A 23,083-nucleotide genomic window follows, 5' to 3' on the forward strand; every position below is an offset into this window, starting at 1 on the left:
CAAACCCCGCGAAATCCACATCGTGCCCGAACTCCCCAAAACCCGCTCCGGCAAAATCATGCGCCGCCTGCTACGCGACGTCGCCGAAGGACGCGAACTCGGCGACACCTCCACCCTCCTCGACCCGGGGGTCTTCGAGGCGATCCGAGCGGGCAAGGCCTGACCCGGACAGCTCGGGTGCGGCCGGTGGCGGACTTCGTCACCGGCCGCACCCGTTAGAATTGCGTAAGGAGTGCCGGGAAGTCTGGTCGGCAAAGGGGCGCGCATCATCCGCCGAAGTCGGTGGTTGCCGCGTCCCCTCGGCCTGACCATCGCCCGAAAGGTTTCCCGTGATCACACAGGTGCGCTCGGAGCTATCCCGTTATCTCCGCACCGAAACCGTCGGTGGCGCACTGATTCTGATCGCGGCGGCGGCAGCGTTGCTGTGGGTGAACTCGCCGTGGAGCGCGAGCTATCAGACGATGACCGAGACAGTTGTCGCGATCCCGCCGTTACATTTGGAACTCACCCTCGCCGAGTGGACCGCGGACGGCCTGCTCGCGGTGTTCTTCTTCGTCGCCGGTCTGGAGCTCAAACGGGAACTCGTGGTCGGCGAACTCGCCGACCGCAAGCGCGCCACGTTACCGGTGATCGCGGCGATCGGTGGTGTGGTGGTCCCCGCGCTGATCGCGGCGGTGGTCGGGTTCGGCGTCCCCGGCATGGACCGGGGCTGGGCCATTCCGGTCGCCACCGACATCGCGTTCGCGCTGGCCGTGCTCGCGTTGACCGGCTCGCGTATCCCCGCGGGCGCACGCGTTTTCCTGCTCAGCCTGGCGGTGGTCGACGACCTGATGGCGATCGTCCTGATCGCGGTCCTGTTCACCACGACGGTGTCGCTGCTGTGGCTGCTCGCGGCGGCCGGGTGCTTCGCCGCATGGGCGCTGGCACAGCACAAACGGATCGGCTCGCCGTTGCTCTATGTCCCGCTGGCTCTGGTGTCCTGGTACGCATTGCATGAGGCGGGTGTCCACCCCACTATCGCTGGTGTCGTGCTCGGTCTGCTCACCAGGGTGCGTCCCGACCCCGCCGAGGAGCAGGCGCCTGCCACGCGACTGGAGCACTTGATCCAACCGGTTTCCGCCAGCGTATGCGTTCCGTTGTTCGCGCTCTTCGCGGCCGGAGTTCCGTTGAGCACCAACGTTTTCGGTGAGCTGTTCAGTGACAGGATCGCCCTCGCCGTGATTCTCGGCCTCCTGGTGGGCAAGCCGCTCGGCATCTTCGGGCTGAGCTGGGTGGCGATCCGGCTCGGCGTCGCCACCCGTCCGAGCGAACTCGGCTGGCGGGACATGGTCGCCCTGGCGGTGCTCGGCGGAATCGGCTTCACCGTTAGCCTTCTCGTGGCGGAACTCGCGCTCGCCGATGTCGCGGGCGGTTCCTCCGTCGAATTGGCGAAGACCGCTGTGTTGGTCGCATCAATGGCGGCGTCGCTCGCCGGTTCGGCGCTACTGTTGCGGCGCGGGCGTGTCCACCAAGCGCGGCGGGACGCCCGTGCGCTAGAACGTGAAGAGTAAGGCGGCGCGAGCGACGTGCCCGGAAGCGGTAGCCTGCGTGACCGGTGGAGGGCACCGGGAGCGCCGCGGCGAACGGGGCCGAAGCAGTGCCCGGATAGGGAGAAGGGTCGACCAAGTGAGTTTCAACCACGGCGGCAACGGGAACGACGCGCAACGCGGTCGTACGGTGACCTCCATCCCCCTCACAGACGCCGATCCACTCGGCTCCGCAAGCTTCGGGACCTTGGTCCGCGACGCCGCCGAGCAGATGTCGACCCTGGTCCGCGCCGAGGTGGAACTGGCCAAGGCCGAGGTCACCGGCGAGATCAAGAAGGGCCTGCAGGGCAGCGTCTACTTCATCCTGGCGCTGACCGTGCTGCTGTTCAGCACCTTCTTCTTTTTCTTCTTCCTCGGCGAGCTGCTCGACGTGTGGCTCGCGCGCTGGGCGGCCTTCCTGATCGTCTTCGGGCTCATGATCGTGGCGACCGCGGTGCTCGCGTTCCTCGGCTACCGGCGGGTGAAGAAGCTGCGCGCGCCGGAGAAGACCATCGACTCGCTGAAGCAAGCGCGCACGGTGCTGCCGCACGCGCTCGGCGGACCCGAGGACCATCCCGCGCTGGAGAAGCGGCCTTCCTAGGCGCGCGTTCGCAAGCCGGTGGGGCGGCTACTAGGCTCGATCGGCGTGTCGGCGAACTTCCTTCCGGATCCGTCCAGCGTCCGTTACGACGGACCGTGGACACATCGGGACGTTCATGCCAACGGCATTCGATTCCACGTCGTGGAGGCGGCGCCCGAGCGGTCCGACGCGCCACTGGTCGTGCTGCTGCATGGATTCGCGGACTTCTGGTGGTCCTGGCGGCATCAGCTGACCGGCCTGGCCGAGCTCGGCTATCGCACCGTGGCCGTCGATCTGCGCGGCTACGGCGACAGCGACAAGCCGCCGCGCGGCTACGACGGCTGGACGCTGGCCGGTGACGTCGCCGGGCTCATCCGCGCCCTCGGCTACACCGAGGCCACACTGGTCGGGCACGCCGACGGCGGACTGGTCTGCTGGACCACCGCGGTGCTGCACCCGCGGCTGGTTCGCTCGATCGCGCTGGTCAGCTCACCGCATCCGGCGGCGCTGAAAAGCGCCGTGCTGCGCAACCGCCGTCAGCGCGCGGCCTGGCTGCCCAATTTCCTGCGCTACCAGCTCCCCCGCTACGGCGAGCACTTGCTGACCACCGCCGACGGCTTCGAGGTGGAACGGCTGCTGCGGCAACGGGTGAGCCCGGGCTGGGCGGGCACCGCCGAATTCGTCGACACGGCCCGGCGGATGCGCTCGGCCATCCAGATCCCCGGCGCCGCGCACTGCGCGCTGGAATACCAGCGCTGGGCCTTCCGCAGCCAGTGGCGTCCGGACGGCCGCCGGTTCATGGCGACCATGCGCGAACCCATCCACATCCCGGTCCTCACCATGCGCGGCGATCTCGACCCTTACGTGCTGCCGGGAACGTTCCGTCGCGCCCAGTACCTCTCGCCGGAACGGCGTCTGGTCGGTATCCCCGCGGCCGGGCACTTCGCCCATCAGGAGAACCCCGACGCCGTCACGACCGAGCTGACCAAACTCCTCGCCTGAACGCCGCATCGAACCCTCGACAAGGAGCCCGGGTGACGTCCGCCGCGGTGCCGCGCTTGGGCCAGCGAAAGCCGATATGACTCGCAAGGGGCGCAGCTCGACGAGGACGCAGCCCGACAAAAGTCCGTAGCCCGCGCCGGGCCGAGACAGGGCAGCCGCCTCGAAGAACGCCGCCAGACAAAAGCTCCTCTACCGCCCGCGCTCAGCCGAGCGAAGCCGAGGTGAGCCGCCATCGAGCGCGCCGCCTGATCAAAGGCCCGTCCGTAGTCCCCACACCGCCGAGCCAACACCGAGACAGCCGCCATCGAGCGCGCCGCTGGACCAAAGGCCCGTCCGGTAGTCCCCACACAGCCGAGCCAACGCTGAGACAGCCGCCTCGAGGGCAACCGCCGGACCAAAGCGTCCGCAGCCCGCGGCGCCCAGCCGAGCGGAGGTGGGCGCTGCCACCCACCGGATGTCCCCGGCTCGACTCAGCTGAGGACGCAGGCTCCGGTGTCGACCGCGATGTCGGTCCTTGTGGCCGCGTCCAGCTGAGCGCGGACCTCGGCGAGGGTGAGGACGTAGCCGGTGTCGTCGTCGGTGACCGCCGCGCCGAAGACCACGCCGAGCACCTGCCCTTCGGTGTCCACGAGCGGTCCACCGGAATTGCCCGCCCTGACCTGACCGCGCACGGTGTAGACCTCGCGTTCGACAGTGCCGTTGCGGTAGATCGTCGGGCCGGTCAGATCCAGCGTCTCCCGGACCCTGGCCGCGCTCGCGGTGTACGGGCCGCCACCCGGGTAGCCGAGCACGATGGCGCTGTCGCCCGAGCGTGCGGGCACGGGCGCGCGCGGGACCACCGGAGCGGTCAGCCCGGGGACCGCGAGTACCGCGACGTCCTTGGACGGGTCGAACAGGACCACATTCGCGTCCAATGGGCCGCGCGGCGTGTCCACCGAGACGCTCGTGGTGCCAGCGACGACATGGGCGTTGGTCATCACGCGTTCCGGCGCGATCACGAAGCCAGAGCCTTCCAGCGCCCGCTGGCAACTCGGCGCCACGCCACGAATACGCAGCACACTCTGCTGCAGGGACGCGGCCACCGGGCTGGCGAGCACGCTCGGATCGGGCGGTTCGACGGCCGCGATCGGTGCCCGCCCGAACGGGCCTATCACGTCCGGCAGGCCCGAGGTGTTGAGCAGCTTGGAGAACTCGTTGGGCAGCCGGCGCAGCCAGTTCGGCGCGACGCCGTTGACGTCGGCCAGCACCCGTGAGCCGTTGATCGCCGTCGCGATGGCCGGCTGCGACGAGGTGGCCAGCGGCAACGCCAGCAGCCACGCCGTGACCAGCACGGCGACCGCCTGCAACCCCGCGCCGACCACGCTGTCCACGCTGCGCGTGAACGGATGGTGCATGCCGCTGCGGGCGGCGCGGCCGAGCACCATGCCCGCGACCTCGCCGACGATCACCAGCACCACGATGAGCAGCACGCCGGTCAGGACTCTGGTCCGGCCCTCGTCGACGTGCACCAGGATGTGCGGCGCGATCAAAATGCCCGCGACGGCACCGAGCACCACGCCGAGGAAGGCCAGCGCGGAGGCCACCGCCCCCTGCCGCCACCCCGAGGAGGCGGCGAGCAAGGCGAGCAGCACGACGGCGATGTCGAGCCAGGCCGACGAACTCATAAGGTCATCCCCACAGCGGCGAGTGCGGTTTCCAAGTCACGAACGTCCTCGTGGTCCCACTCGCGGTCCCAGCCGCAGGCTTTGCTGATCCCCGCGAGGAGGCCGCCGGTCAGCCCCCAGACCAGCATTCCGTCCACCTGGAAGGCCGGGCTCTGGTAGCCGAGCGGGCTGCGGACCAGGAAGCGGTTCGCCGGATCGAGCAGTTGGACGAGCGGAACGCGCACCACCCGCTCGGTCTCGCTCTCGCTCACGACGCGGACCTCGCCCGGCGTGCGCCAGTACGCGATCACCGGCGTGACGTCGAACCGGGATGGCGGCACGAAGAGTTTCGGCAGCACCGCGAACGGTTCCACGCCCGAGCGGTCGAGCCCGGTCTCCTCGCAGGCCTCGCGCAGAGCCGTGTCGATCGGCCCGGCATCGCCGGGATCCACCGCACCACCGGGAAACGCGACCTGACCGCGATGCTGACGCATGGTGGAGGCGCGCTGGGTGAGCAGTACGTTCGCGTCGGCGGGCAATCCGCCCGGCGCCTCCGGGTCCGCCTCGGGCGAGCCGCCGAACAGCATGAGCACCGCGGCTTGGCGCGGGGTCGAGGTCAAGGTCAGGGCCCGGCGCAGGGCACGCGCCTTGGTCAACGTGTCGGCGGAGTCGTCAGCGGGCTCGGCGGATCTGAGCAGCCATTTCGGAATGTCCTGCGGTATCTCGACGGTCATCGCACCCCTCCCCGCATTGTCATGCGGCCACTCCGAGTTCGCGTGCGACGGTGTTCGCAATGTCATCGACCCCTTCGAACGCCCGGACGACGACATCGGCGACCGAACCGTCGGCCCGCACCAGCACCGAGACCGGCAATACCGCCGGGGCTCCGACCGCCGTGCGCACCCGCGTGTCCGCGTCGAGCACGCCGGGCAGCTTCACGTCCAGTCCGGCCAGCCTGGCCAGTGCCTTGGCTTCATCAGGGTCGCTGTGCACGGTCAGCACGGTAATCGCGTTCCCAGCTCGTTGTGCGTATTGCTGCAAATACGGCAGCTCCTGGGCGCAGGGTGCGCACCAGTAGGCCCACAGGTTCAGCAGAGCGGGCTTGCCCGCCAGCGCGGCGGCCAAGTCGACCGGCCCGCCGTCTGCCAGGCATGCCAACGTTATCCCGGCCAGCGGACCGTTCCCCGTGGTGGCGGTAGCCGGGCATGCGGCGAGACCCGCCGCGGCGCGCAGTTCGCCGGATACGCCGGAGGTGATCTGGGTCGACTGTGGCGTGGGCGTCTCGGCGTCGTCCCCGCGCGGCCACACCGCGACGGCCAGCGCCACCACCGCAATCAGCCCGGCAAGTGCCCAGCGCCACGCATGCCCCGCACTGCTTCCGCCCGAGGGCTTCGAGCTCACCGGCCCACCAGCTCGAGCAGATGCTCCCGCTCCGGCCCCTTCACCAGCTTGGCAGCAGCCTCCGGCTCGGTCGGCCCCACCCCGAAGGACGGGCAGTCCTTGGCCAGGATGCACGCGCCGCACGCGGGCTTGCGGGAGTGGCACACGCGCCGGCCGTGGAATATCACCCGGTGCGAGAGCATCGTCCAGTCCTTGCGCTCGATCAGCGCGCCGACGGCATGTTCGACCTTCACCGGGTCTTCCTCGCCGGTCCATTCCCAGCGGCGCACCAGACGGCCGAAGTGGGTGTCGACGGTGATGCCCGGGACGCCGAACGCGTTACCGAGGATGACATTGGCGGTTTTGCGCCCGATGCCCGGCAACCGCACCAGGTCGGTCAGGGTGTGAGGCAATTCACCGTCGTGGTGCTCGAGCAACGCCTGTCCGAGACCGATCAGCGCGGCGGCCTTGTTCCGGAAGAACCCGGTCGGCCGGAGGTATTCCTCCAGCTCCGCGCGGTTGGCCTCGGCATAGGCGCGGGCGTCTGGATAGCGCGCGAACACCGCGGGCGTGGTGAGATTCACGCGCTCGTCGGTGCACTGGGCGGAAAGTATTGTCGCGACCGCCAATTCGAGCGGCGTGGTGAAGTCGAGCTCGCAATGCGCATCGGGAAAGGCGACGGCGAGTTCCCGGTTCATCCGGCGCGCCCTTCGGACCAGCCCGAGCCGGGTTTCCGCCTGTCGCGCCCTGGTTTTCCGTTTCCGAGCCGCGGCGGCGCCCGACTGTGCTTCGGAGGACTCGGAGGCGGACGGAAGGCCGTTCCCGGCGGAGACGGAGGGGGAGACGCGCACGCGTCCACCATACGGAACCGCCGACCAACGTTGCCCTTCCAGTTCAGTTGCCGTGTTCCATCTGAGACCTGGACCGTGTTTACTGCTCGTCATGCAAGGACTCGCTGTGGTGCTCTTCCCAGTGGTGTTGATGCTGTTCGCACTGGGTATGGAGCGGGTCGAGAATCGGCTCCGCAAGCTTCTCGAACCCGACGAAGAGGTTCAGCAGTACCTGGACAAAGCAAGCAACGCCGAAGTGAAGGAGCTGACGAAGCTCGGTCTGCCCGCCGCCGTGGCACGGATGCGCAGGCGCCGCTCCCGCGGCGAGGAGCTGGACGTGGCTCGCGCGAGTTGAGGCGGCGGCTGACGCAGGTGTCCCGGATCCGGTAACTCCGCAGGCGCTCGCGGGCGCCTCTGATCACACTGGTACGGTTCTGCGCTGCACCACGCAATCCACTCGTTACGTGGTGTCCATCACTACGCTGCCACCACGCCGCGTAGACTGCGCTGTTGGCCGAGTCGCTTCGGTCCGGTACAGAGCCATTTCCCATAAGGAGCACATTCGTGGACGAGGCCCTCGCCAGAGCAGGCATCTTCCAGGGCGTCGAGCCCACTGCGGTGGCCGCCCTCGCCAAGCAACTTCAGCCGGTGGATTTCCCGCGCGGCCACGTCATTTTCAACGAGGGTGAGCCGGGCGACCGGCTGTACATCATCACGTCCGGCAAGGTGAAGATCGGCCGTCGTTCGCCCGATGGCCGCGAGAACCTGCTGACCATCATGGGCCCGTCCGACATGTTCGGCGAGCTGTCGATCTTCGACCCGGGCCCGCGTACCTCCACCGCCACCACGGTGACCGAGGTGCGCGCGGTGACGATGGACCGCGACGCCCTCAAAACCTGGATCGACCAGCGTCCCGAAATCGCCGAGCAGTTGCTCCGCGTGCTCGCCCGCCGCCTGCGCCGGACCAACAACAACCTGGCCGACCTGATCTTCACCGACGTTCCCGGCCGGGTGGCCAAGGCCCTGTTGCAGCTCGCGCAGCGGTTCGGCACCCAGGAGGCAGGTGCCCTGCGGGTCACCCACGACCTGACCCAGGAAGAGATCGCCCAGCTGGTCGGCGCCTCCCGCGAGACCGTCAACAAGGCGCTCGCCGACTTCGCGCATCGCGGTTGGCTGCGGCTGGAGGGCAAGAGCGTGCTCATCTCCGACTCCGAGCGCCTCGCCCGCCGCGCCCGGTAACCCACGAACGCCATACGGCACGCCGGATTCAGCGCTCCACTGAACCCGGCGTGCTGTCGTTTCCCGCGAAGCGCGGCAGCCGGAGATTCCGCCAGAGCGAAGGCGAAGCAGCCGCCTAGCCGTGCACCCGCAGATAATCCAGCTGCGCCTGCACCGAGCTGTGCGCGGCCGGCCACAGCCGCTTGTCCACGTCGGTGTACACCTGCCGCACCACCGCCATCGCCTCCGCTTCCGGGCCTAGCACGCGCAATGCCTCCCGCACTTGATCGAGGCGCTCGTGCCGATGGGCGATGTAGTACCGCGCGACCGGCTCCAGGTCCGGATGATCCGGGCCGTGCGCGGGCAGCAATGCCTTGCCCCGGCCCGCCTCGACCAGGCGGTCCAGCGACGACAGATAGTCGGCCAGCGTGCCGTCGCTGGAATCCAGCACTGTGGTGCCCGCGCCGAGGATGGTGTCGCCGGTCAGCACCGCGTCGTCGAGGACGAAACTCACCGAGTCGGCGGTGTGGCCGGGCGTGTCCAGCACGGTGATCCGCAGGCCTGCGGCCTCGATCACCTCGCCGTCGGCCAGCGGCACGTCCGAGCCGCGCAGAAAGCCGGGGTCCTTTGCCCGCACCGTTGTCCCGGTCAGCTCGGTGAGCCGATCGATGCCGCCGGTGTGGTCGTGGTGGCGGTGGGTGATCACGGTGAGGGCGATCCGGCCTCCCGTGGCCTCGGCGATCGCGGCGCTGTGCGCCTCGTCCTTCGGCCCCGGATCGATCACCACACAGTCCGACCGCCCCGGTGCCCGCAGAATCCAGGTGTTGGTTCCATCCAGGGTCATCGGGCCCGGATTGTCGGCCAGCAGCACCGACGCCGTCTCGGTGACCTGCCGTAGCTGCCCGTAGGCGGGGTGTGTCAACGTCATCGCAAACCTCGGCTGGAACGGTGCCGGAAAGTCCGGCTCAATGGGCGAAGGCGGAGGTACGCCTCAGCGCACCTCGGCGATCAGTTCGACCTCGACCGGGGTGTTCTTGGGCAGTTCGGAGACGCCGACGGCCGAACGCGCGTGCTTGCCCGCGTCACCGAAGACCTGGCCGAGGAATTCCGACGCGCCGTTGATCACCACCGGCTGGTCGCCGAATCCCGGTGCGGAGGCGACGAATCCGACGACCTTCACGATCCGCACCACCGTGTCCAGCCCGACCAGGTCGTGCACCGCGGCCAGCGCGTTCAGCGCGCACAACCGGGCGGCCTCCTTGGCCTCCTCGATCGACACCTCGGCTCCGACCTTGCCGACCGCGGACAACCGGCCGTCCACGAACGGCAACTGGCCGGAGGTGTAGACGAGCGACCCGGTGCGGATCGCGGGAATGTAGGCCGCGACCGGAGGCACGACCGGAGGCAGGGTGAGTCCCAGCTCGGCGAGGTTCTTCTCCCACTGAGTCACTGCGCCACCCGCCCTACTTCTTGGGCCGCTTGAGATAGGCGACGTGCTGTTCACCGGTCGGTCCGGGCAGCACGCTGACCAGTTCCCAGCCGTCGGCTCCCCACTGGTCGAGAATCTGCTTCGTCGCGTGCGTCAGCAATGGCACGGTCGCGTACTCCCACAGGGTCGTATCACTCATGTGCGAAGCGTAGCTCCCCCGCCCCTGCGGGACTTCAGGCCGTACTAGCAGGTGACGCGGGATCCCGAGACGACGCCACACCCACCCGTCTGGTACGGCCAAAAACTCGGAGGGTTGGATTGGTTATAGGCTCGCGATCGTGGGAGTACCAACAGCAGTGCCGCTTTCGGCGGAGACCGGGCCGGACGCACGGTGGCCGAAGCGCGCCGAGCAGGCCCGCTTGCACTACGTCTCCGGCAAGGGAGGCACAGGTAAGTCGACGGTCGCCGCGGCGCTGGCGCTGGCGCTCGCCGCGGGCGGGCGCCGCGTGCTGTTGGTGGAGGTGGAGAGCAGGCAGTCGATCGCGCAGCTGTTCGATCTGCCGCCGCTGCCGCCGACCGAGACACGGATCGCCACCGCCGACGGCGGCGGCGAAGTGGTCGCGCTGGCGCTGGACATCGAGCACGCTTTCCTCGAGTACCTCGAGATGTTCTACAACCTGGGCTTCGCAGGGCGGGCGATGCGCAGAATGGGCGCCATCGAGTTCGTCACCACGATCGCCCCTGGTCTGCGCGACGTCATCCTGACCGGCAAGATCAAGGAATGCGCGGTCCGCGTGGACAAGTCCGGCAGGCGGGTCTACGACGAGATCGTGGTGGACGCGCCGCCGACCGGTCGCATCGCCAGCTTCCTCGACGTCACCAAGGCGATGCTCGAGGTAGCCAAAGGCGGGCCGATCGCCTCGCAGGCCGAGGGCGTTTCGCGGCTGCTGCACTCCGACGAGACGCTGGTTCACCTGGTCACCCTGCTGGAAGCACTGCCGGTGCAGGAAACCGCCGACGCCGTCGCCGAACTCACCGCCGCCGACCTGCGCATCGGCACCGTGATCGTGAACCGCGCGACCGAAGGCGAGCTGCCGCTCGAACTGCGCGCCAGGGCCGCTCAGGGCGATCTCGACGCCGACGCCATTCGCGCTGGTCTGACGTCCGCGGGGATCACCTTGCCGGACAGCGACTTCCGCGGGCTGCTCACCGAAACCATCGAGCACTCCGCCACTCTGCAAGCACAGGACGACAGCGCTGAGGAACTGGCCAAGGTCGACATCTCGCGGCTGTATCTGCCTACCCTCCCGGACGGGATGGACCTGGGCGGACTGTACGAATTGGCCGAACATCTCAGCGCGCAGGGAGTCCGATGAGTACCCCGACCCACCCCGTGGCTGCCCCGCTGGACATTTCGCGGATCATCGCCGATCCGTCGGCTCGCGTAGTGGTCTGCTGCGGCTCCGGCGGCGTCGGCAAGACGACCACCGCCGCCGCCATCGCGCTGCGCGCCGCCGAGCAGGGACGCAAGGTCGTGGTGCTCACCATCGACCCCGCGCGCAGGCTGGCCCAGTCACTCGGCGTCGCCGACTTGGACAACACCCCGCAGCGGGTGGCCCTCGGCCCGGAGGCGAAGGGTGAGCTGCACGCGATGATGCTCAACATGCGTCGCACGTTCGACGACATGGTGCTCGAGCACACCAGCCCGGAGAAAGCGGAGCAGATTTTCGCCAATCCCTTCTATCAGACCGTTGCCTCCTCTTTCGGCGGCACTCAGGAGTACATGGCGATGGAAAAGCTGGGCCAGCTGGCCCACCGGGGCGAGTGGGACCTGATCGTGGTCGACACTCCGCCCTCGCGAAACGCCCTCGATTTCCTGGACGCCCCCAAACGACTCGGTAACTTCCTCAACGGCCGCATGATCCGGGTGATCATGGCGCCCGGTCGCGGCGTGACCCGGTTGGTGACCGGCGCGATGAGCCTGGCGGTCCGCGGTGTGTCCACCATCGTCGGCGGGCAGATGCTCAAGGACGCGTCGAACTTCCTGCAGTCCCTGGAGTCGCTGTTCGGCGGCTTCCAGGAGCGGGCCGACCGCACCTACGCGATGTTGTCCAAGCCCGGCACGCACTTTCTCGTGGTCGCCGCGCCGGAACCGGACGCGCTGCGGGAAGCCTCGTTCTTCGTCGACCGGCTCTCCACCGAGCGCATGCCGCTGGCAGGGCTGGTACTCAACCGCACGCATCCGGTGCTCAGCTCGCTGCAGGCCGACCACGCGCTCACCGCCGCCGACCAGCTCGACCAGGACGACCCGCTCACCGCGGCGGTGTTGCGCGTGCACGCCCGCCGCGTTGCCACCGACAAGCGGGAACAGCACCTGCTGTATCGATTCACGGGCGCGCACCCGCGGGTGTCGATCGTCTCGGTCACGGCGCTGCCGTTCGAAGTATCCGATCTCGACGCGCTGCGCGCCGTGGGCGATCAGCTGACCCGAACGGTGCGGGCGACCGCCTGATACTTAGGCGTATCCGCTATATCTCGAATGGAAATATCGGCCCCGAAACGAAACTGAGCCCGCTTGCGCGGGCTCCGTTTCGGGGTTCTCGGGGACTACATCGCCACTTGATGCTGGCGCTGGGCCTGGAAGAAATCGGCCCACGAGGTCACTTCCGGGTGCTGCTTCAACAGGGCGCGTCGCTGGCGTTCGGTCATGCCGCCCCATACGCCGAACTCGACGCGGTTGTCCAGCGCATCGGCGCCACACTGCATGAGCACCGGGCAGTGCCTGCAGATCGTCGCCGCTTTGCGCTGCGCCGCGCCGCGGACGAACAACTGATCGGGATCTACTTCCTTGCATCGGGCCTGGGCTACCCAGGCGATCCTTGCTTCGGCCTGCTCCACGTCCAATCGAGCGATGGGGGTTGTCATGTGCATTTGGTGTGCCCCTTTGCAGTCCGAACACCGGGTCAACGGCGCTCCAGAATCGCGTTGTCACCGCGCAGCACCCAAACCCCGCTGCGAAGTGCACCACATTCCACTTTGAGTGTTAGCTCTATCACACTGGGTTCTCAATCTAGGTAAAGGTATGGCGCTTGCGCAAGACCGTCCCGAGATTTTTTGGTACGTCCGTGCCTGCAAACGGCGGCGTACACGGGACGGTCAGGCAGATTGCGCGCGCGCCGTCATCCGACACGCCGAATGCGCTCGCGCGACACGCCGATTCTGGTTCGGGAACAACCAGTTCCAGGCGTCGGACAAATGCCGCCAGGAACGCTCGAATCCCAACCCGTAATCTAGTTTCGTGCCGATCACACATACGCTCGCGCGGCTGGCCGGCAGTTGCGTGCTGGCCTCCGTGCTCGTCGCCGGGTTGTTGTTCCCGCTCGCCGGCGGCTTCGGGTTCGTCTCCAACCGTGCCGCCGACGCCGTCGACAACGTCTCCGCCGAGCTGGTCGAGGGGACGGTGCCCGCGGTCTCGACCATGGTCGACGCGGCGGGCAATCCGATCGCCTGGCTGTACGAGCAACGCCGCTTCGAGGTGCCGAGCGACCGGATCTCCAACGACATGAAGCTGGCGATCGTGTCCATCGAGGACCGCCGCTTCGCCGAGCACGAGGGCGTCGACTGGCAGGGCACGCTGCGCGCGTTCCTCACCAACACCACCAGCGGCGAGGTGCAGCAGGGCGCGTCGACGCTGGACCAGCAGTATGTGAAGAACTTCCAGCTGCTCGTGGTCGCCAAGACCGACGCCGAGCGCCGCGCCGCCATCGAGACCACCCCGGCGCGCAAGATCCGGGAGATCCGGATGGCGCTGACGCTGGACCGCGAGCTGACCAAGGACGAGATCCTCACCCGCTACCTGAACCTCGTCCCGTTCGGCAACTCCTCCTACGGCGTGCAAGACGCCGCGAAGACCTACTTCGGCGTCGACGCCGCCGAGCTGAACGTGTCGCAGGCCGCGATGCTGGCGGGCATGGTGCAGAGCTCGTCGAAACTGAACCCGTACACCAACCCCGACGGCGTGCTGGCCCGGCGCAACACGGTGCTGGACACCATGATCCAGAACATCCCCAGCCGCGCCGACGAGTTCCGCGAGGCCAAGACCAAGCCGCTGGGCGTGCTGCCGGAGCCCAAGGGTCTGCCGCGCGGCTGCATCGCCGCCAACGATCGCGGCTTCTTCTGCGACTACGCACTGCAGTACCTGGCCAATGCCGGCATCAGCCGCGAGCAGATCGACAAGGGTGGCTACCTGATCAGGACCACCCTGGATCCCGCCGTGCAGGACTCGGTGAAGCGGGCGGTGACCGACGCGGCCAACCCGAACCTCGACAACATCGCCGAGGTCATGTCCGTGGTCGCGCCCGGGCAGGACTCACATCCGGTGGTCGCGATGGCCAGCAGTCGCACCTACGGCCTGAACCGGGACGCGGCCGAGACCGTGCAGCCGCAGCCGTTCTCGATGGTCGGCGACGGCGCCGGATCGATCTTCAAGATCTTCACCACCGCCGCGGCCATGGAGAAGGGCCTCGGCATCAGCGCCGAGCTCGACGTGCCAGGCCGCTTCGAGGCCAGGGGCATGGGTAACGGCGGCGCACGCGGCTGCCCGCCCGCCACCTACTGCGTGGAGAACGCGGGCAGGTACAAGTCGCCCATGTCGGTGACCGAAGCGCTGGCCACCTCGCCGAACACCGCGTTCGTCAAGCTGATCCAGGCCGTCGGCGTCACCCCGACCGTCGACATGGCGATCCGGCTGGGCATGCGCTCGTTCACCGAACCGGGCTCCTCCGGTCACGGCAACCAGAGCCTGGCCGACATGATCAAGGACCAGAACCTCGGCTCGTTCACCCTGGGCCCGGTCGCGATCAACCCGCTCGAGCTGTCCAACGTCGCCGCGACGCTTGGCTCCGGCGGCCGGTGGTGCCCGCCGAACCCGATCAAGGAGGTCATCGACCGCCAGGGCAAGCAGGTGCCGCTGACCCAGCAGGCGTGCGAGCAAGTCGTCGAGCCGGGCTTGGCGAACACCCTCGCCCACGCGATGAGCAAGGACGACACCGCGGGCACCGCGACGGCCGCGGCCCAGTCGGTGCAATGGAACTACCCGATGTCCGGCAAGACCGGTACCACCGAGAGTCACCGCTCCTCAGCCTTCCTCGGCTTCACCAACGCGCTGGCCGCCGCGGCCTACGTCTACGGCGACAGCCCGACGCCCGGCGAGATCTGCTCGTTCCCGCTGCGCAACTGCGGCGACGGCAACCTGTTCGGCGGCAACGAACCGGCGCGGACCTGGTTCAACGCGATCAAACCGGTGATCCCGCTGTTCCCGCCGCCCGCGCTGCCGCCGCTGGACGACAAGTACGTGCGCGGCGCCAACAACGCCCAGGTGCCCGACGTCGTCGGCAAGACGCAGGCCGAGGCCACCGCCGCGCTGGTCGCGGCGGGCTTCCAGGTATCACCGGTGACCGGCGCCGGTGACCGGCCCAAGGGCACCGTGATGGGCACCGCGCCGAACGGCTCGGCCATTCCCGGCTCGGTGATCACGCTGTACATCAGTGACGGCACCGTGCGGGCCGCGCCACCGCCGGGTCCGGCGCCACCGCCGCCGGGAGCGCCGGGGCTGCCGCCACTGCCGCGGCTGCCACCGATCCCGATCCCGATTCCGCTCCCTCGCTGAGCAGACGAAAGGGGCCGCGAACCTGGTTCGCGGCCCCTTTCTGTATTCGACATGCGCCGGTCCCTGGCCCTCCGTGGCCACGCAAGCTACCGCCTCCGGGCCTGAGGGTCGCGGCGCGGATTCGACGCTACAGCCGCGCCTTCACCGCGGCCGAGATGCGCGAGCCGTCGGCTTTGCCCGCCGCCAGTCCGGTGGCGATCTTCATGACCTGGCCCATCTGGCGCATGCCCGGCCGTTCGCCGATTTCCTCGGCGACCTGCGCGATGGCGGTGTCGGCGAGGTCGGCGACCTCGGCGTCGGTCAGCTGCGTCGGCAGGTACTCGTCGATGATGCGGGCCTCGGCGTGCTCGTTCGCCGCCAGCTCGCCGCGCCCGGCCTGCGTGTAGACCTCGGCCGATTCGTTGCGCTTCTTCGACTCCTTCTGCAGCACGGCGATGACCTCGGCGTCGGTGAGCTCACGCGCCTGGGTGCCGGCGACCTCGGCGGTCTGGATCGCCGACAGCATCATTCGCAACGTGGAAAGGCGCAGCGTGTCCTTGGCTTTCATCGCGGCGGTCAGGTCCGCGCGCAGCTGCGATTTGAGTTCCGACATGCCGCTCACGGTAGCCGCTTCGGCGCGGCGGTCACACTACATTTGCCGCGGCGTCCGATTTCCCGGGCCCGAACTGGGCGCTTGTGCCGAAACACACTCGGCGCTCCCGAGCGAGGTCACCTATGCTGGGCAAATGCCCGTGATCTCGACCTCTGCTGTACGCACGACCGCACTGGGAGCCGCCGGGGCCGCGGTAGCCGGAATCGGCTACGCCTCGCTGGTCGAACGCAACGCCTTCATCCTCCGGGAGGCGACCATGCCAGTGCTGGCGCCGGGGTCGTCGTCGCTGCGGGTGCTGCATCTCAGTGACCTGCACATGATGCCGGGGCAGAAGCTCAAGCAGCAGTGGTTGCGGGAGCTGGACCGGCTGGAACCGGATCTGGTGATCAACACCGGCGACAACCTGTCGCACCAGAAGTCGGTGCCCGCGGTGGTTCAGGCCCTCGGCGGATTGCTTTCCCGCCCTGGCCTTTTCGTTTTCGGCAGCAATGACTACTTCGCGCCGGTGGCCAAGAACCCGCTGAAGTACTTCAAGAAGGACCACCGCCGGACCTTCGGTGCGCCACTGCCGTGGAAGGACCTGCGCGCGGCCTTCACCGAGCGCGGCTGGCTCGACCTGACGCATGTGCGTCGCGACCTCGAGGTGGCCGGTATCCGGATCGCCACCGCCGGTGTGGACGACCCGCACCTGCAGCGCGACCGCTACGACACCATCGCAGGCGCCCCGAATCCGATGGCCGACCTGCGGATCGGACTCACCCACTCGCCCGAGCCGCGGGTGCTGGACCGCTTCGCCGAGGACGGATACGACCTGGTGCTGGCCGGACACACGCACGGCGGCCAGCTGTGCCTGCCCGGCTACGGCGCCCTGGTCACCAACTGCGGAATCGACCGGTCCCGGGTGAAGGGTCCGTCGAAGTGGGGCGAGCACACTCAGCTGCACGTCTCCGCGGGCGTCGGTACCTCGCCGTGGGCACCTTACCGATTCTGCTGCCGTCCGGAGGCAACCCTGTTGACGTTGGTCGCCGCGCCACCGAAACGGCCGGGAGCAGACACGGGCCAGGGTGTGTCGGCATCGGAGGCCGTCGCCCGCTAAGGTCCCCTGCCAAGAGCTGTGTCAGGTAGGGGAAAACTGTGTGCGAGCGTCAGCGAGTGAACCGAGAACACAGCGCGCCCTCGCGCACGACGGAGCGACCGCCAGCGAGGCGCAGTCGTGAGCGAGCGCCAGCGAGTGAACCGAGAACACAGCGCGCCCTCGCGCACGACGGAGCGACCGCCAGCGAGGCGCAGTCGTGAGCGAGCGCCAGCGAGTGAACCGAGAACACAGCGCGCCCTCGCGCACGACGGAGCCGACCGCCAGCGAGGCGCAGTCGTGAGCGAGCGCCAGCGAGTGAACCGAGAATACAGCGCGCCCTCGCGCACGACGGAGCCGAGCGCCAGCGAGGCGCAGTCGTGAGCGAATTCGACGACCGGCGCGACGACCCGACGGTTCTCGGGCGGCCCGCTGCGCCCCGGACTCCCCGGCAACAGCCGTTCGGCGCACCGCATTTCGACCCTCACCCCGCGCATGACGATCCCGATGCCGCGCGGCGTCCGGCCTCCGGAGCGCATCCGGTCGCACCATCCGAAGGACCGCAACCGTTTTCGCAATGGCAGCCGACCGGCAGCCGGCCACCTGGAGTGAACGAACCCGCGCGCCCTGTCACTCCATGGCGGCGTGACGCGAATGAACAAGGTTCCGCCCATGATTCGGAGCAGTGGCGGCCGAGCACGGGCGGATTCCAGCAGGCGGGGTATCCCCCGGCGTCGCGGTGGCCCGGTTCGCACGCGACGGGTGACGGACCCGCACCGTCCTTTCCCTGGCAGCCAGCCGGTTACCACGGAGCCGCGGGGAACGCGGGACAATCGCCGGACGCACAGCAACTAGGTCACCCGAATCAAACCGGGTCCGGATCGACGGCGCAGAGCGATCCCACTATGCAATGGCAGCCAGGTACCTCCGGTGACGGAAGCGAGCGCCGACAATCTGGCGCGGGGCAGCCGAATCCCCAGCCCGACCCGGCCATGCAGTGGCAGCCGCACGGGCAACCCGCGCCGCGCCTGCCTGACCCGAGTTCGCAATGGCCGCCGCATGGACAACCCGCGCTGCCGGAGTGGTCTGCAGCTCAGGGCGCTCCCGTCATGCCACCGAATAGTGCTTCGGCACCGAGCACGGCCGATCCCACGATGATCGCCCGGCTGGGTGACGGCCGCCCGCACCCGGAGCCGGATTCGACCGGCCGCAACGATCCGACGATGCTTGCGCGCTCCCTCGGCGAGGACGCGTCGTCCGGGCAGTGGCCGCCGCAGGCGGATCCGACCATGCTGGCTCGCCCAGTGGGCGCGTTCGACCAACCCGCGCCCTTCGGCAGCCCGAACTCGGGTCCCGAGCCGGAAGGGGGTGGCGCGGTCGTGCTCCGGCACCCGACCGCCGATCGGTTCGCGCAGCAGAACTACCAATGGCGACCGGCAGACGGGCCGGGAGCCCACGGCACTCCCCCGCGCGAGCAGTACCAGCCCAGCTACGGCCCGTACGGCGGGTCCGGTGGACCGCCGCCCTACCACCGCCCGCGCGGGAGCGGCCGAGGTAAGACGCTGCTGCTGGCCGGGTTGGTCGTGCTGCTCGTAGCCGGTATCGCGGTGGGCGCCGTGGCGCTGACCAAGCGGGAATCGAGCGATTCCGCCCAGGACGACTCCCCCGCGCTGGTGAGCGCGCTCACCTCGACGGGATCGCCCGCACCGGCCACCAAGAGCGCGCCGCCGACGACCACTGCGGGCCCGGCGAACGGCAAGACCCCGCTCATCCCCGGCTTCCAGGTGGTCCCGGCGCCCAGCAACGGCGCCGCCTACGACGTGCCCGCCGGGTGGACCATCGCTCCGCAGGAAACCATCGGCGGCTTCGGCCACCCACCCGACACCGTCGCGGGCAAGGGTTATGCCAGCGAGGGCAAGGGCTATTGCCCTGGCTCGACCCGCACGGTCGCCTTCCTCACCGGCTCGGACACCACCGATCCGGCCCGCGCGGCAATCGAACTGGGCACCAAGACCGCCGCACTCGCATACCAGGGCACCCCGGGCGGCACACCCGGCGCGCCCGTGCCACTGGCGTCGCTGGACGGATCCCAGCACGGTGTGTTCGTGGAGACCACCGGCACCGTCACCGAGGCCAAGCCGGGCTGCGCGACGGCGTACTCCATCTACACCGCCGCTTACCCCACCGACAGCGGAACCTTCGTCATGGTGATCGCCGCCGACACCGGCGTTCCGCGCGCTCTCGACGCCGAAACCGCCAAGCGCATCTGCACCAGCATCCGCCCCCTATAAGGCTGACTGACCTGCCGGTTTAACGTCTCACCCCCCGCTGTTGTAAGCTACTCCAGGTTCGCTTCACGGGGTGTGGCGCAGCTTGGTAGCGCGCTTCGTTCGGGACGAAGAGGTCGCAGGTTCAAATCCTGTCACCCCGACTCGTGTGGTTGAGACACGACACGGCTCCCAGCCTCCACCGGCTGGGAGCCGTTCTGTTTCCTTGGACCCGCTCGTCGGCACATCCGAGGTCGGCTGTGCCTTACGATGGCAGCGCCTACCCACTGAAGGACGGATCACCGTGTCGGATGCGTTCGACTGGTCTCCACTCAAGACCTATACCTTCCCCATCGACATGGACACCTATCTGTCCATGCCTGAGGACGTGTCCCGCGCCATAGAGGTCAAGGACGGGATGATCGTCTTTTGCGAGTCCGCCTCCCCCAATCACAATGCGATCGCGTACAACATCGAGCGGGCGCTGCGAGATGCCAACGAAAAACGGTCATCGGCAGAACCGTGCCTGCGGGTCAACCACGACGTCGACATGCTCGTCTCGGAGGTTCCGTACCATTTCAAGCGGCCTGACGTCATCGTCTACCACTGCATCAACGAATCCCGCGGGCGCTGGAAACGAAAGCCGACCATCGCCGATACCCTCCTGGTCGTCGAGGTGGTCTCGCCCACCACCGTTACGGCGGACATGATCGACAAGCGGGCAGAATATGCGCGCTTCGGTATTCAGCACTACTGGATCGTCCGCATGGCCAATGACGATGGCCCCGCGATCTCGGTCGAGATGCTGACCCTGAACTCCGATGGAAAGTACTTCTCCGACGGCCATCGAACCCGTACGAAACCGTTCGCCGCTGCCATCGAAACGTTGAGCCCATTGGATGTGCGGATCACTTGGGAAGACCTCAACGTCGGCGTCGACTGATCCTGCCGTCAGCGCACTTGCTCGGGACGAATAGATCGCGGCTTCGACAGTCCCGGCGCCGGAGGCGAGTGGCGGTTACTCGGCGGCATCCCAATCCGCTTGCCCACCAGCACATTCGGGAAATGCGCGGCCCAGTACGTACGCTCAGGTGGTGCTTGCCATCTACAGTGCGGCGATCGCGGTTGTCACCGGTGCGACCTCGGCCTGGATCGGCTACTACTTCAATGTCCGCAAGGACCGCTTGCAATGGAACCGGAATCATGCGACTCGCTGGGACAGTGCGCGGCATGAGGCCTACGTAGCGTTCGCGGCCGCGATCAAACGGGAGATCCGGCTGCATGTAAAGATGGCTGCCACAAAGCATCCCGACCTTTGGCCCGGGCATGAAACGTTGCCGGTGGAGGAAGGCTGGCCACTGCTGGCGGCGGCCGAGGACACGCGTGCCGACCTCCTGGAGTCGATACTGCTGCTCGCTGACGGGCCCACCGTCGAGGCGGCACGCGACTGGCAGCAAAAGGTCTGGGAATTGCGCGTACTCCACAACGATGACGCGGCTTCCGCCGAGACCATACGTCAAGCGCTGGCCCGAGCATCGGACGCCAGGGACCGTTTCTACGCCTGCGCGCGACCCGACCTGGGCATTCATACCGCACTTCCCGCTCCCCAGCCACTGCGGGCACTCGGCACCGCCGACGAATCCGACACGATGATGATCGATAGTCCTTCGTAAGGCGTCGTCAGATGATCTGCGGGAATTACCATCGCTGAATCAGTACTCCAGCGATCGACGGAAGGTCGGCAAATGAGCGAGCCGGTCGATAGTGCGCCCGCAGACAAACCGCTAGCCGGGAAAACCGCGCTGGTCACGGAGGCCCACACCGGAATAGGTAAGAAAATCGCGAAAACGCTTGCGGCTCAAGGGGCTCAGGTAGTGGTCCACAATCCGCATATACCGGAGTGGGCGGCGGACGTGGTCAAGGAGATCACCTCCGCCGGTGGTGCGGCGCTCGCGTTGGCGGCGGACGTCGCCGACCGCGCCGAGTATCAGGAGTTGGTGGAGGTGGTGCTCGAGGACTGCGGCAGGTGGGACCTGCTGGTCCACACCGCGGCGGTGCCGGAGGCCGTGCCGTTCACGCAGGTCAGCGCGGACGCGTTCGACACAGGATTCGCCGCGACGGTGCGGGGCGTGTTCCACGGGATGCAGCTGGCCGCGCAGCACCTCGCCGAGGGTGGCCGGATCGTCACCGTCTGCGACTCCCCGAACCCGGGCGGCGCGGTCTACGACGCGACCCGGGGCGCGGTCGAGCAACTCGGCCAGGCCGTGGCACCGGACTTCGTACCGCGGCGGATCACCGTCAACACGATCAGTCATGGCGTCGGCACCACCGACAATGCGGAGCTCGAGACCGCCATCGCCGCCATGAATCCGGCCGAGCCCGCCGCCGTCGTGGCTTACCTGGCCGGCGAAGCGGCGAGCACGGTGACGGCGCAGGCCATCCGGCTGGGCGGGGCCGCCCAGGCGCCGCGGTAGACGGCCGATTACGCGACGACGTTCCCACCGAAGGCACTGAAACCGCGCCCCTTCGCCTGGCAGGTGAAGCTCCCGTGGAATCCCACCGCACACGTCGAGCCCGCGTGCTCGATGATCGGCCCCCACTGGCCCGAGCCGGTCTTCACGTCGTAGATGCTGGGGTTGCCGCCCGGCAGTGTGTACGGCGTGCCGGGGTCGAAGGTGGGATGCGCGGGCAGCCAGGGCTGGTCGATCACCATTTCGCTGACTTTCACCGGCATCGGAAGGTAGGTGTCGCCCACGCGGTAGCTCAGGAACAGCGGGTAGCCGAAATCGCATCCCACGGACCCGTCTCCGAAGATCGCGCAGTTCGTGCTGCCCGCCGCGAAATAGACCGTGCCCGCGTCGGCCTGGGCGTTCCCGGCCGCGATGAGCGGCGCGACGGCCGCGGCGGCGAGTGCTCCGGCGAACTTCGTGCTGCGCTTCATGCCTTCTCTCCTTGGTGAATTCGCTGACCGACCCGATAACTCTGTCGGTCCGGCGCCGGATTCCGTTTCGCGCCATCGGCCCCCCGGCACAGCGCCGCGACAGGCGCGGTGAGGAGACGCTAACGCGGCGATAACCTACGGACACGTCATCGACATCCGAGGTCAATAGCGTATACAGCCATGTCGACACGGATAGCGACTCTGGCGGACGCGGCAGGCAAACCGCTGCGCGACGTGGTGTACGCGGCCTTGCGCAGCGAACTCATGAATGGGGACATCAAGTTCGGCGAACGCCTGACCGAGCCGAAACTCTCGGCGCGGTTCGGCATCTCGCGCACACCGATTCGCGAAGCCCTGACCGTCTTGTGCTCGGACGGCTTGCTGCAACGGGAAGAATACGGCTTCAGCCCGGTGCGGCCGAGCATTCCGCTGATTCGTGACCTGTATGAGCTGCGAATCACCCTGGAACTGGGCGGTTTACAGCGCGCCATGACCAACCCGGCGGTCAGCCACGACCGGGAACTGCTGGAATCCGAACGCGCCGCGTGGCTGGAACTGCGCGCCGATCCTCCGGAACAAGAACCGGGTTTCGTGGTGCGCGACGAGGAATTCCACGTCACGCTGCTCACGGCCGCGGGCAACACCGAGATGGTGCGTGCCCTGAAAGCGGTGAACTCGCGCATCCGCCATGTTCGGATGTACGACTTCATGGTCAACAACCGGATCGAGACCACCATCGCCGAGCATCTCGGCATTCTCGAAGCGGTGCTGGCGGACGATCTCCCACTGGCCTACCGGCTGCTGCACAGGCACATCGGCGAGTCGCTGGACGTGGTGCTCGAACGCGTCACGCGCGCGATCGCGGCGATGTCGCTGGCCACCGATTAGCGGGGAGC

The 23,083-nt window shown here is 68.2% G+C and carries 24 protein-coding genes and 1 tRNA gene; 15 read left to right on the forward strand and 10 right to left on the reverse strand.

The genetic code is table 11. The annotated features are described in order from the left end of the window. The first annotated feature begins 332 nt into the window (after positions 1-332). The 3 genes from nhaA (at position 333) to IU459_RS11180 (ending at position 3,147) form a co-directional block, all read left to right on the forward strand. Positions 333-1,550 carry a Na+/H+ antiporter NhaA gene (gene nhaA, locus IU459_RS11170; protein WP_195129692.1) on the forward strand — a complete coding sequence of 406 codons (1,218 nt, stop codon included), beginning with the start codon at positions 333-335 and terminating at the stop codon, positions 1,548-1,550. A gap of 115 nt (positions 1,551-1,665) precedes the next feature. After that, on the forward strand, positions 1,666-2,166 hold the full coding sequence (locus IU459_RS11175; RefSeq protein ID WP_195129430.1) for a phage holin family protein: 501 nt from the start codon (positions 1,666-1,668) through the stop codon (positions 2,164-2,166). A gap of 45 nt (positions 2,167-2,211) precedes the next feature. Continuing rightward, positions 2,212-3,147, forward strand: a complete 936-nt coding sequence (locus tag IU459_RS11180; RefSeq protein WP_195129431.1) for an alpha/beta fold hydrolase — start codon at positions 2,212-2,214, stop codon at positions 3,145-3,147. 470 nt (positions 3,148-3,617) lie between these two features. Here the strand turns inward: IU459_RS11180 and IU459_RS11185 are convergent, their stop codons facing one another. The 4 genes from IU459_RS11185 to nth are packed head-to-tail and all read right to left on the reverse strand — an operon-like array spanning position 3,618 to position 6,889. Beyond that, positions 3,618-4,811 carry a MarP family serine protease gene (locus IU459_RS11185; protein ID WP_195129432.1) on the reverse strand — a complete coding sequence of 398 codons (1,194 nt, stop codon included), beginning with the start codon at positions 4,809-4,811 and terminating at the stop codon, positions 3,618-3,620. Next, positions 4,808-5,524 (reverse strand): NUDIX hydrolase, encoded by a 717-nt coding sequence (locus IU459_RS11190; RefSeq protein ID WP_195129433.1) that lies wholly within the window; start codon positions 5,522-5,524, stop codon positions 4,808-4,810. The genes IU459_RS11185 and IU459_RS11190 overlap by 4 nt, the downstream gene beginning before the upstream one ends. A gap of 19 nt (positions 5,525-5,543) precedes the next feature. Next, positions 5,544-6,191, reverse strand: coding sequence for a TlpA family protein disulfide reductase (locus IU459_RS11195; protein ID WP_324198833.1), 648 nt, complete (start codon positions 6,189-6,191; stop codon positions 5,544-5,546). Then, positions 6,188-6,889 carry an endonuclease III gene (nth, locus tag IU459_RS11200; RefSeq protein WP_228837790.1) on the reverse strand — a complete coding sequence of 234 codons (702 nt, stop codon included), beginning with the start codon at positions 6,887-6,889 and terminating at the stop codon, positions 6,188-6,190. The genes IU459_RS11195 and nth overlap by 4 nt, the downstream gene beginning before the upstream one ends. Positions 6,890-7,112: 223 nt before the next feature. Here nth and IU459_RS11205 point away from each other — a divergent pair, with 223 nt between their 5' ends. After that, positions 7,113-7,355 carry a hypothetical protein gene (locus IU459_RS11205; RefSeq protein WP_040686056.1) on the forward strand — a complete coding sequence of 81 codons (243 nt, stop codon included), beginning with the start codon at positions 7,113-7,115 and terminating at the stop codon, positions 7,353-7,355. A 209-nt stretch (positions 7,356-7,564) separates the two neighbouring features. After that, positions 7,565-8,239: a Crp/Fnr family transcriptional regulator gene (locus IU459_RS11210; protein ID WP_039794544.1), complete on the forward strand. Its 675-nt coding sequence runs from the start codon at positions 7,565-7,567 to the stop codon at positions 8,237-8,239. Between the two features lie 115 nt (positions 8,240-8,354). Here the strand turns inward: IU459_RS11210 and IU459_RS11215 are convergent, their stop codons facing one another. The 3 genes from IU459_RS11215 to IU459_RS11225 form a co-directional block, all read right to left on the reverse strand. Further along, positions 8,355-9,146 (reverse strand): MBL fold metallo-hydrolase, encoded by a 792-nt coding sequence (locus IU459_RS11215; protein WP_195129434.1) that lies wholly within the window; start codon positions 9,144-9,146, stop codon positions 8,355-8,357. Positions 9,147-9,209: 63 nt separating this feature from the next. Next, a complete protein-coding gene (locus IU459_RS11220; protein WP_195129435.1) occupies positions 9,210-9,668 on the reverse strand; it encodes a RidA family protein in 459 nt (152 codons plus the stop codon). Between the two features lie 13 nt (positions 9,669-9,681). Continuing rightward, positions 9,682-9,846 (reverse strand): DUF4177 domain-containing protein, encoded by a 165-nt coding sequence (locus IU459_RS11225; protein WP_157129445.1) that lies wholly within the window; start codon positions 9,844-9,846, stop codon positions 9,682-9,684. Between the two features lie 157 nt (positions 9,847-10,003). On the opposite strand from IU459_RS11225, the gene IU459_RS11230 reads away from it, so the two are divergent. Then, positions 10,004-11,023 carry an ArsA family ATPase gene (locus tag IU459_RS11230; RefSeq protein WP_195129695.1) on the forward strand — a complete coding sequence of 340 codons (1,020 nt, stop codon included), beginning with the start codon at positions 10,004-10,006 and terminating at the stop codon, positions 11,021-11,023. Further along, positions 11,020-12,159, forward strand: coding sequence for an ArsA family ATPase (locus tag IU459_RS11235; RefSeq protein ID WP_195129436.1), 1,140 nt, complete (start codon positions 11,020-11,022; stop codon positions 12,157-12,159). The genes IU459_RS11230 and IU459_RS11235 overlap by 4 nt, the downstream gene beginning before the upstream one ends. 95 nt (positions 12,160-12,254) lie before the next feature. Here the strand turns inward: IU459_RS11235 and IU459_RS11240 are convergent, their stop codons facing one another. Then, positions 12,255-12,578, reverse strand: a complete 324-nt coding sequence (locus tag IU459_RS11240; protein ID WP_014981178.1) for a WhiB family transcriptional regulator — start codon at positions 12,576-12,578, stop codon at positions 12,255-12,257. A gap of 367 nt (positions 12,579-12,945) precedes the next feature. On the opposite strand from IU459_RS11240, the gene IU459_RS11245 reads away from it, so the two are divergent. Then, positions 12,946-15,315, forward strand: a complete 2,370-nt coding sequence (locus IU459_RS11245) for a penicillin-binding protein (protein ID WP_195129437.1) — start codon at positions 12,946-12,948, stop codon at positions 15,313-15,315. Positions 15,316-15,442: 127 nt separating this feature from the next. Here IU459_RS11245 and IU459_RS11250 read toward each other — a convergent pair whose 3' ends face one another. Beyond that, entirely contained in the window at positions 15,443-15,907 is a 465-nt protein-coding gene (locus tag IU459_RS11250) for a GatB/YqeY domain-containing protein (protein WP_195129438.1), read from the reverse strand. 133 nt (positions 15,908-16,040) lie between these two features. Between IU459_RS11250 and IU459_RS11255 the strand changes: the two genes are divergently transcribed. The 6 genes from IU459_RS11255 to IU459_RS11280 all read left to right on the forward strand — a co-directional run bounded on the left by IU459_RS11255 (position 16,041) and on the right by IU459_RS11280 (position 21,720). Next, a complete protein-coding gene (locus tag IU459_RS11255) occupies positions 16,041-17,003 on the forward strand; it encodes a metallophosphoesterase (RefSeq protein WP_195129439.1) in 963 nt (320 codons plus the stop codon). A gap of 1,085 nt (positions 17,004-18,088) precedes the next feature. Continuing rightward, positions 18,089-19,270, forward strand: coding sequence for a hypothetical protein (locus tag IU459_RS11260; protein ID WP_195129440.1), 1,182 nt, complete (start codon positions 18,089-18,091; stop codon positions 19,268-19,270). Positions 19,271-19,336: 66 nt separating this feature from the next. Further along, positions 19,337-19,410: transfer RNA gene (locus IU459_RS11265), tRNA-Pro, on the forward strand. A 140-nt stretch (positions 19,411-19,550) separates the two neighbouring features. Continuing rightward, positions 19,551-20,189 carry a Uma2 family endonuclease gene (locus IU459_RS11270; RefSeq protein ID WP_195129441.1) on the forward strand — a complete coding sequence of 213 codons (639 nt, stop codon included), beginning with the start codon at positions 19,551-19,553 and terminating at the stop codon, positions 20,187-20,189. A 151-nt stretch (positions 20,190-20,340) separates the two neighbouring features. Further along, positions 20,341-20,919: a hypothetical protein gene (locus tag IU459_RS11275; protein ID WP_195129442.1), complete on the forward strand. Its 579-nt coding sequence runs from the start codon at positions 20,341-20,343 to the stop codon at positions 20,917-20,919. A gap of 72 nt (positions 20,920-20,991) precedes the next feature. Beyond that, on the forward strand, positions 20,992-21,720 hold the full coding sequence (locus IU459_RS11280; RefSeq protein WP_195129443.1) for an SDR family NAD(P)-dependent oxidoreductase: 729 nt from the start codon (positions 20,992-20,994) through the stop codon (positions 21,718-21,720). Between the two features lie 8 nt (positions 21,721-21,728). Here the strand turns inward: IU459_RS11280 and IU459_RS11285 are convergent, their stop codons facing one another. Further along, positions 21,729-22,187 carry a hypothetical protein gene (locus IU459_RS11285; protein ID WP_195129444.1) on the reverse strand — a complete coding sequence of 153 codons (459 nt, stop codon included), beginning with the start codon at positions 22,185-22,187 and terminating at the stop codon, positions 21,729-21,731. A gap of 180 nt (positions 22,188-22,367) precedes the next feature. On the opposite strand from IU459_RS11285, the gene IU459_RS11290 reads away from it, so the two are divergent. Then, entirely contained in the window at positions 22,368-23,075 is a 708-nt protein-coding gene (locus tag IU459_RS11290) for a GntR family transcriptional regulator (protein ID WP_195129445.1), read from the forward strand. Positions 23,076-23,083: the final 8 nt, after the last annotated feature.

The sequence above is a fragment of the Nocardia amamiensis genome (assembly GCF_015477605.1).
GTDB lineage: Bacteria > Actinomycetota > Actinomycetes > Mycobacteriales > Mycobacteriaceae > Nocardia > Nocardia amamiensis_A.

Bases quoted from the DNA above. Each gene is read 5' to 3' on its own strand.
- IU459_RS11185 (WP_195129432.1), bottom strand. From the start codon at position 4,811: ATGAGTTCGTCGGCCTGGCTCGACATCGCCGTCGTGCTGCTCGCCTTG.
- IU459_RS11190 (WP_195129433.1), bottom strand. From the start codon at position 5,524: ATGACCGTCGAGATACCGCAGGACATTCCGAAATGGCTGCTCAGATCC.
- IU459_RS11205 (WP_040686056.1), top strand. From the start codon at position 7,113: ATGCAAGGACTCGCTGTGGTGCTCTTCCCAGTGGTGTTGATGCTGTTC.
- IU459_RS11215 (WP_195129434.1), bottom strand. From the start codon at position 9,146: ATGACGTTGACACACCCCGCCTACGGGCAGCTACGGCAGGTCACCGAG.
- IU459_RS11225 (WP_157129445.1), bottom strand. From the start codon at position 9,846: ATGAGTGATACGACCCTGTGGGAGTACGCGACCGTGCCATTGCTGACG.
- IU459_RS11235 (WP_195129436.1), top strand. From the start codon at position 11,020: ATGAGTACCCCGACCCACCCCGTGGCTGCCCCGCTGGACATTTCGCGG.
- IU459_RS11240 (WP_014981178.1), bottom strand. From the start codon at position 12,578: ATGCACATGACAACCCCCATCGCTCGATTGGACGTGGAGCAGGCCGAA.
- IU459_RS11250 (WP_195129438.1), bottom strand. From the start codon at position 15,907: ATGTCGGAACTCAAATCGCAGCTGCGCGCGGACCTGACCGCCGCGATG.
- IU459_RS11255 (WP_195129439.1), top strand. From the start codon at position 16,041: ATGCCCGTGATCTCGACCTCTGCTGTACGCACGACCGCACTGGGAGCC.
- IU459_RS11260 (WP_195129440.1), top strand. From the start codon at position 18,089: ATGCCACCGAATAGTGCTTCGGCACCGAGCACGGCCGATCCCACGATG.
- IU459_RS11280 (WP_195129443.1), top strand. From the start codon at position 20,992: ATGAGCGAGCCGGTCGATAGTGCGCCCGCAGACAAACCGCTAGCCGGG.
- IU459_RS11285 (WP_195129444.1), bottom strand. From the start codon at position 22,187: ATGAAGCGCAGCACGAAGTTCGCCGGAGCACTCGCCGCCGCGGCCGTC.
- IU459_RS11290 (WP_195129445.1), top strand. From the start codon at position 22,368: ATGTCGACACGGATAGCGACTCTGGCGGACGCGGCAGGCAAACCGCTG.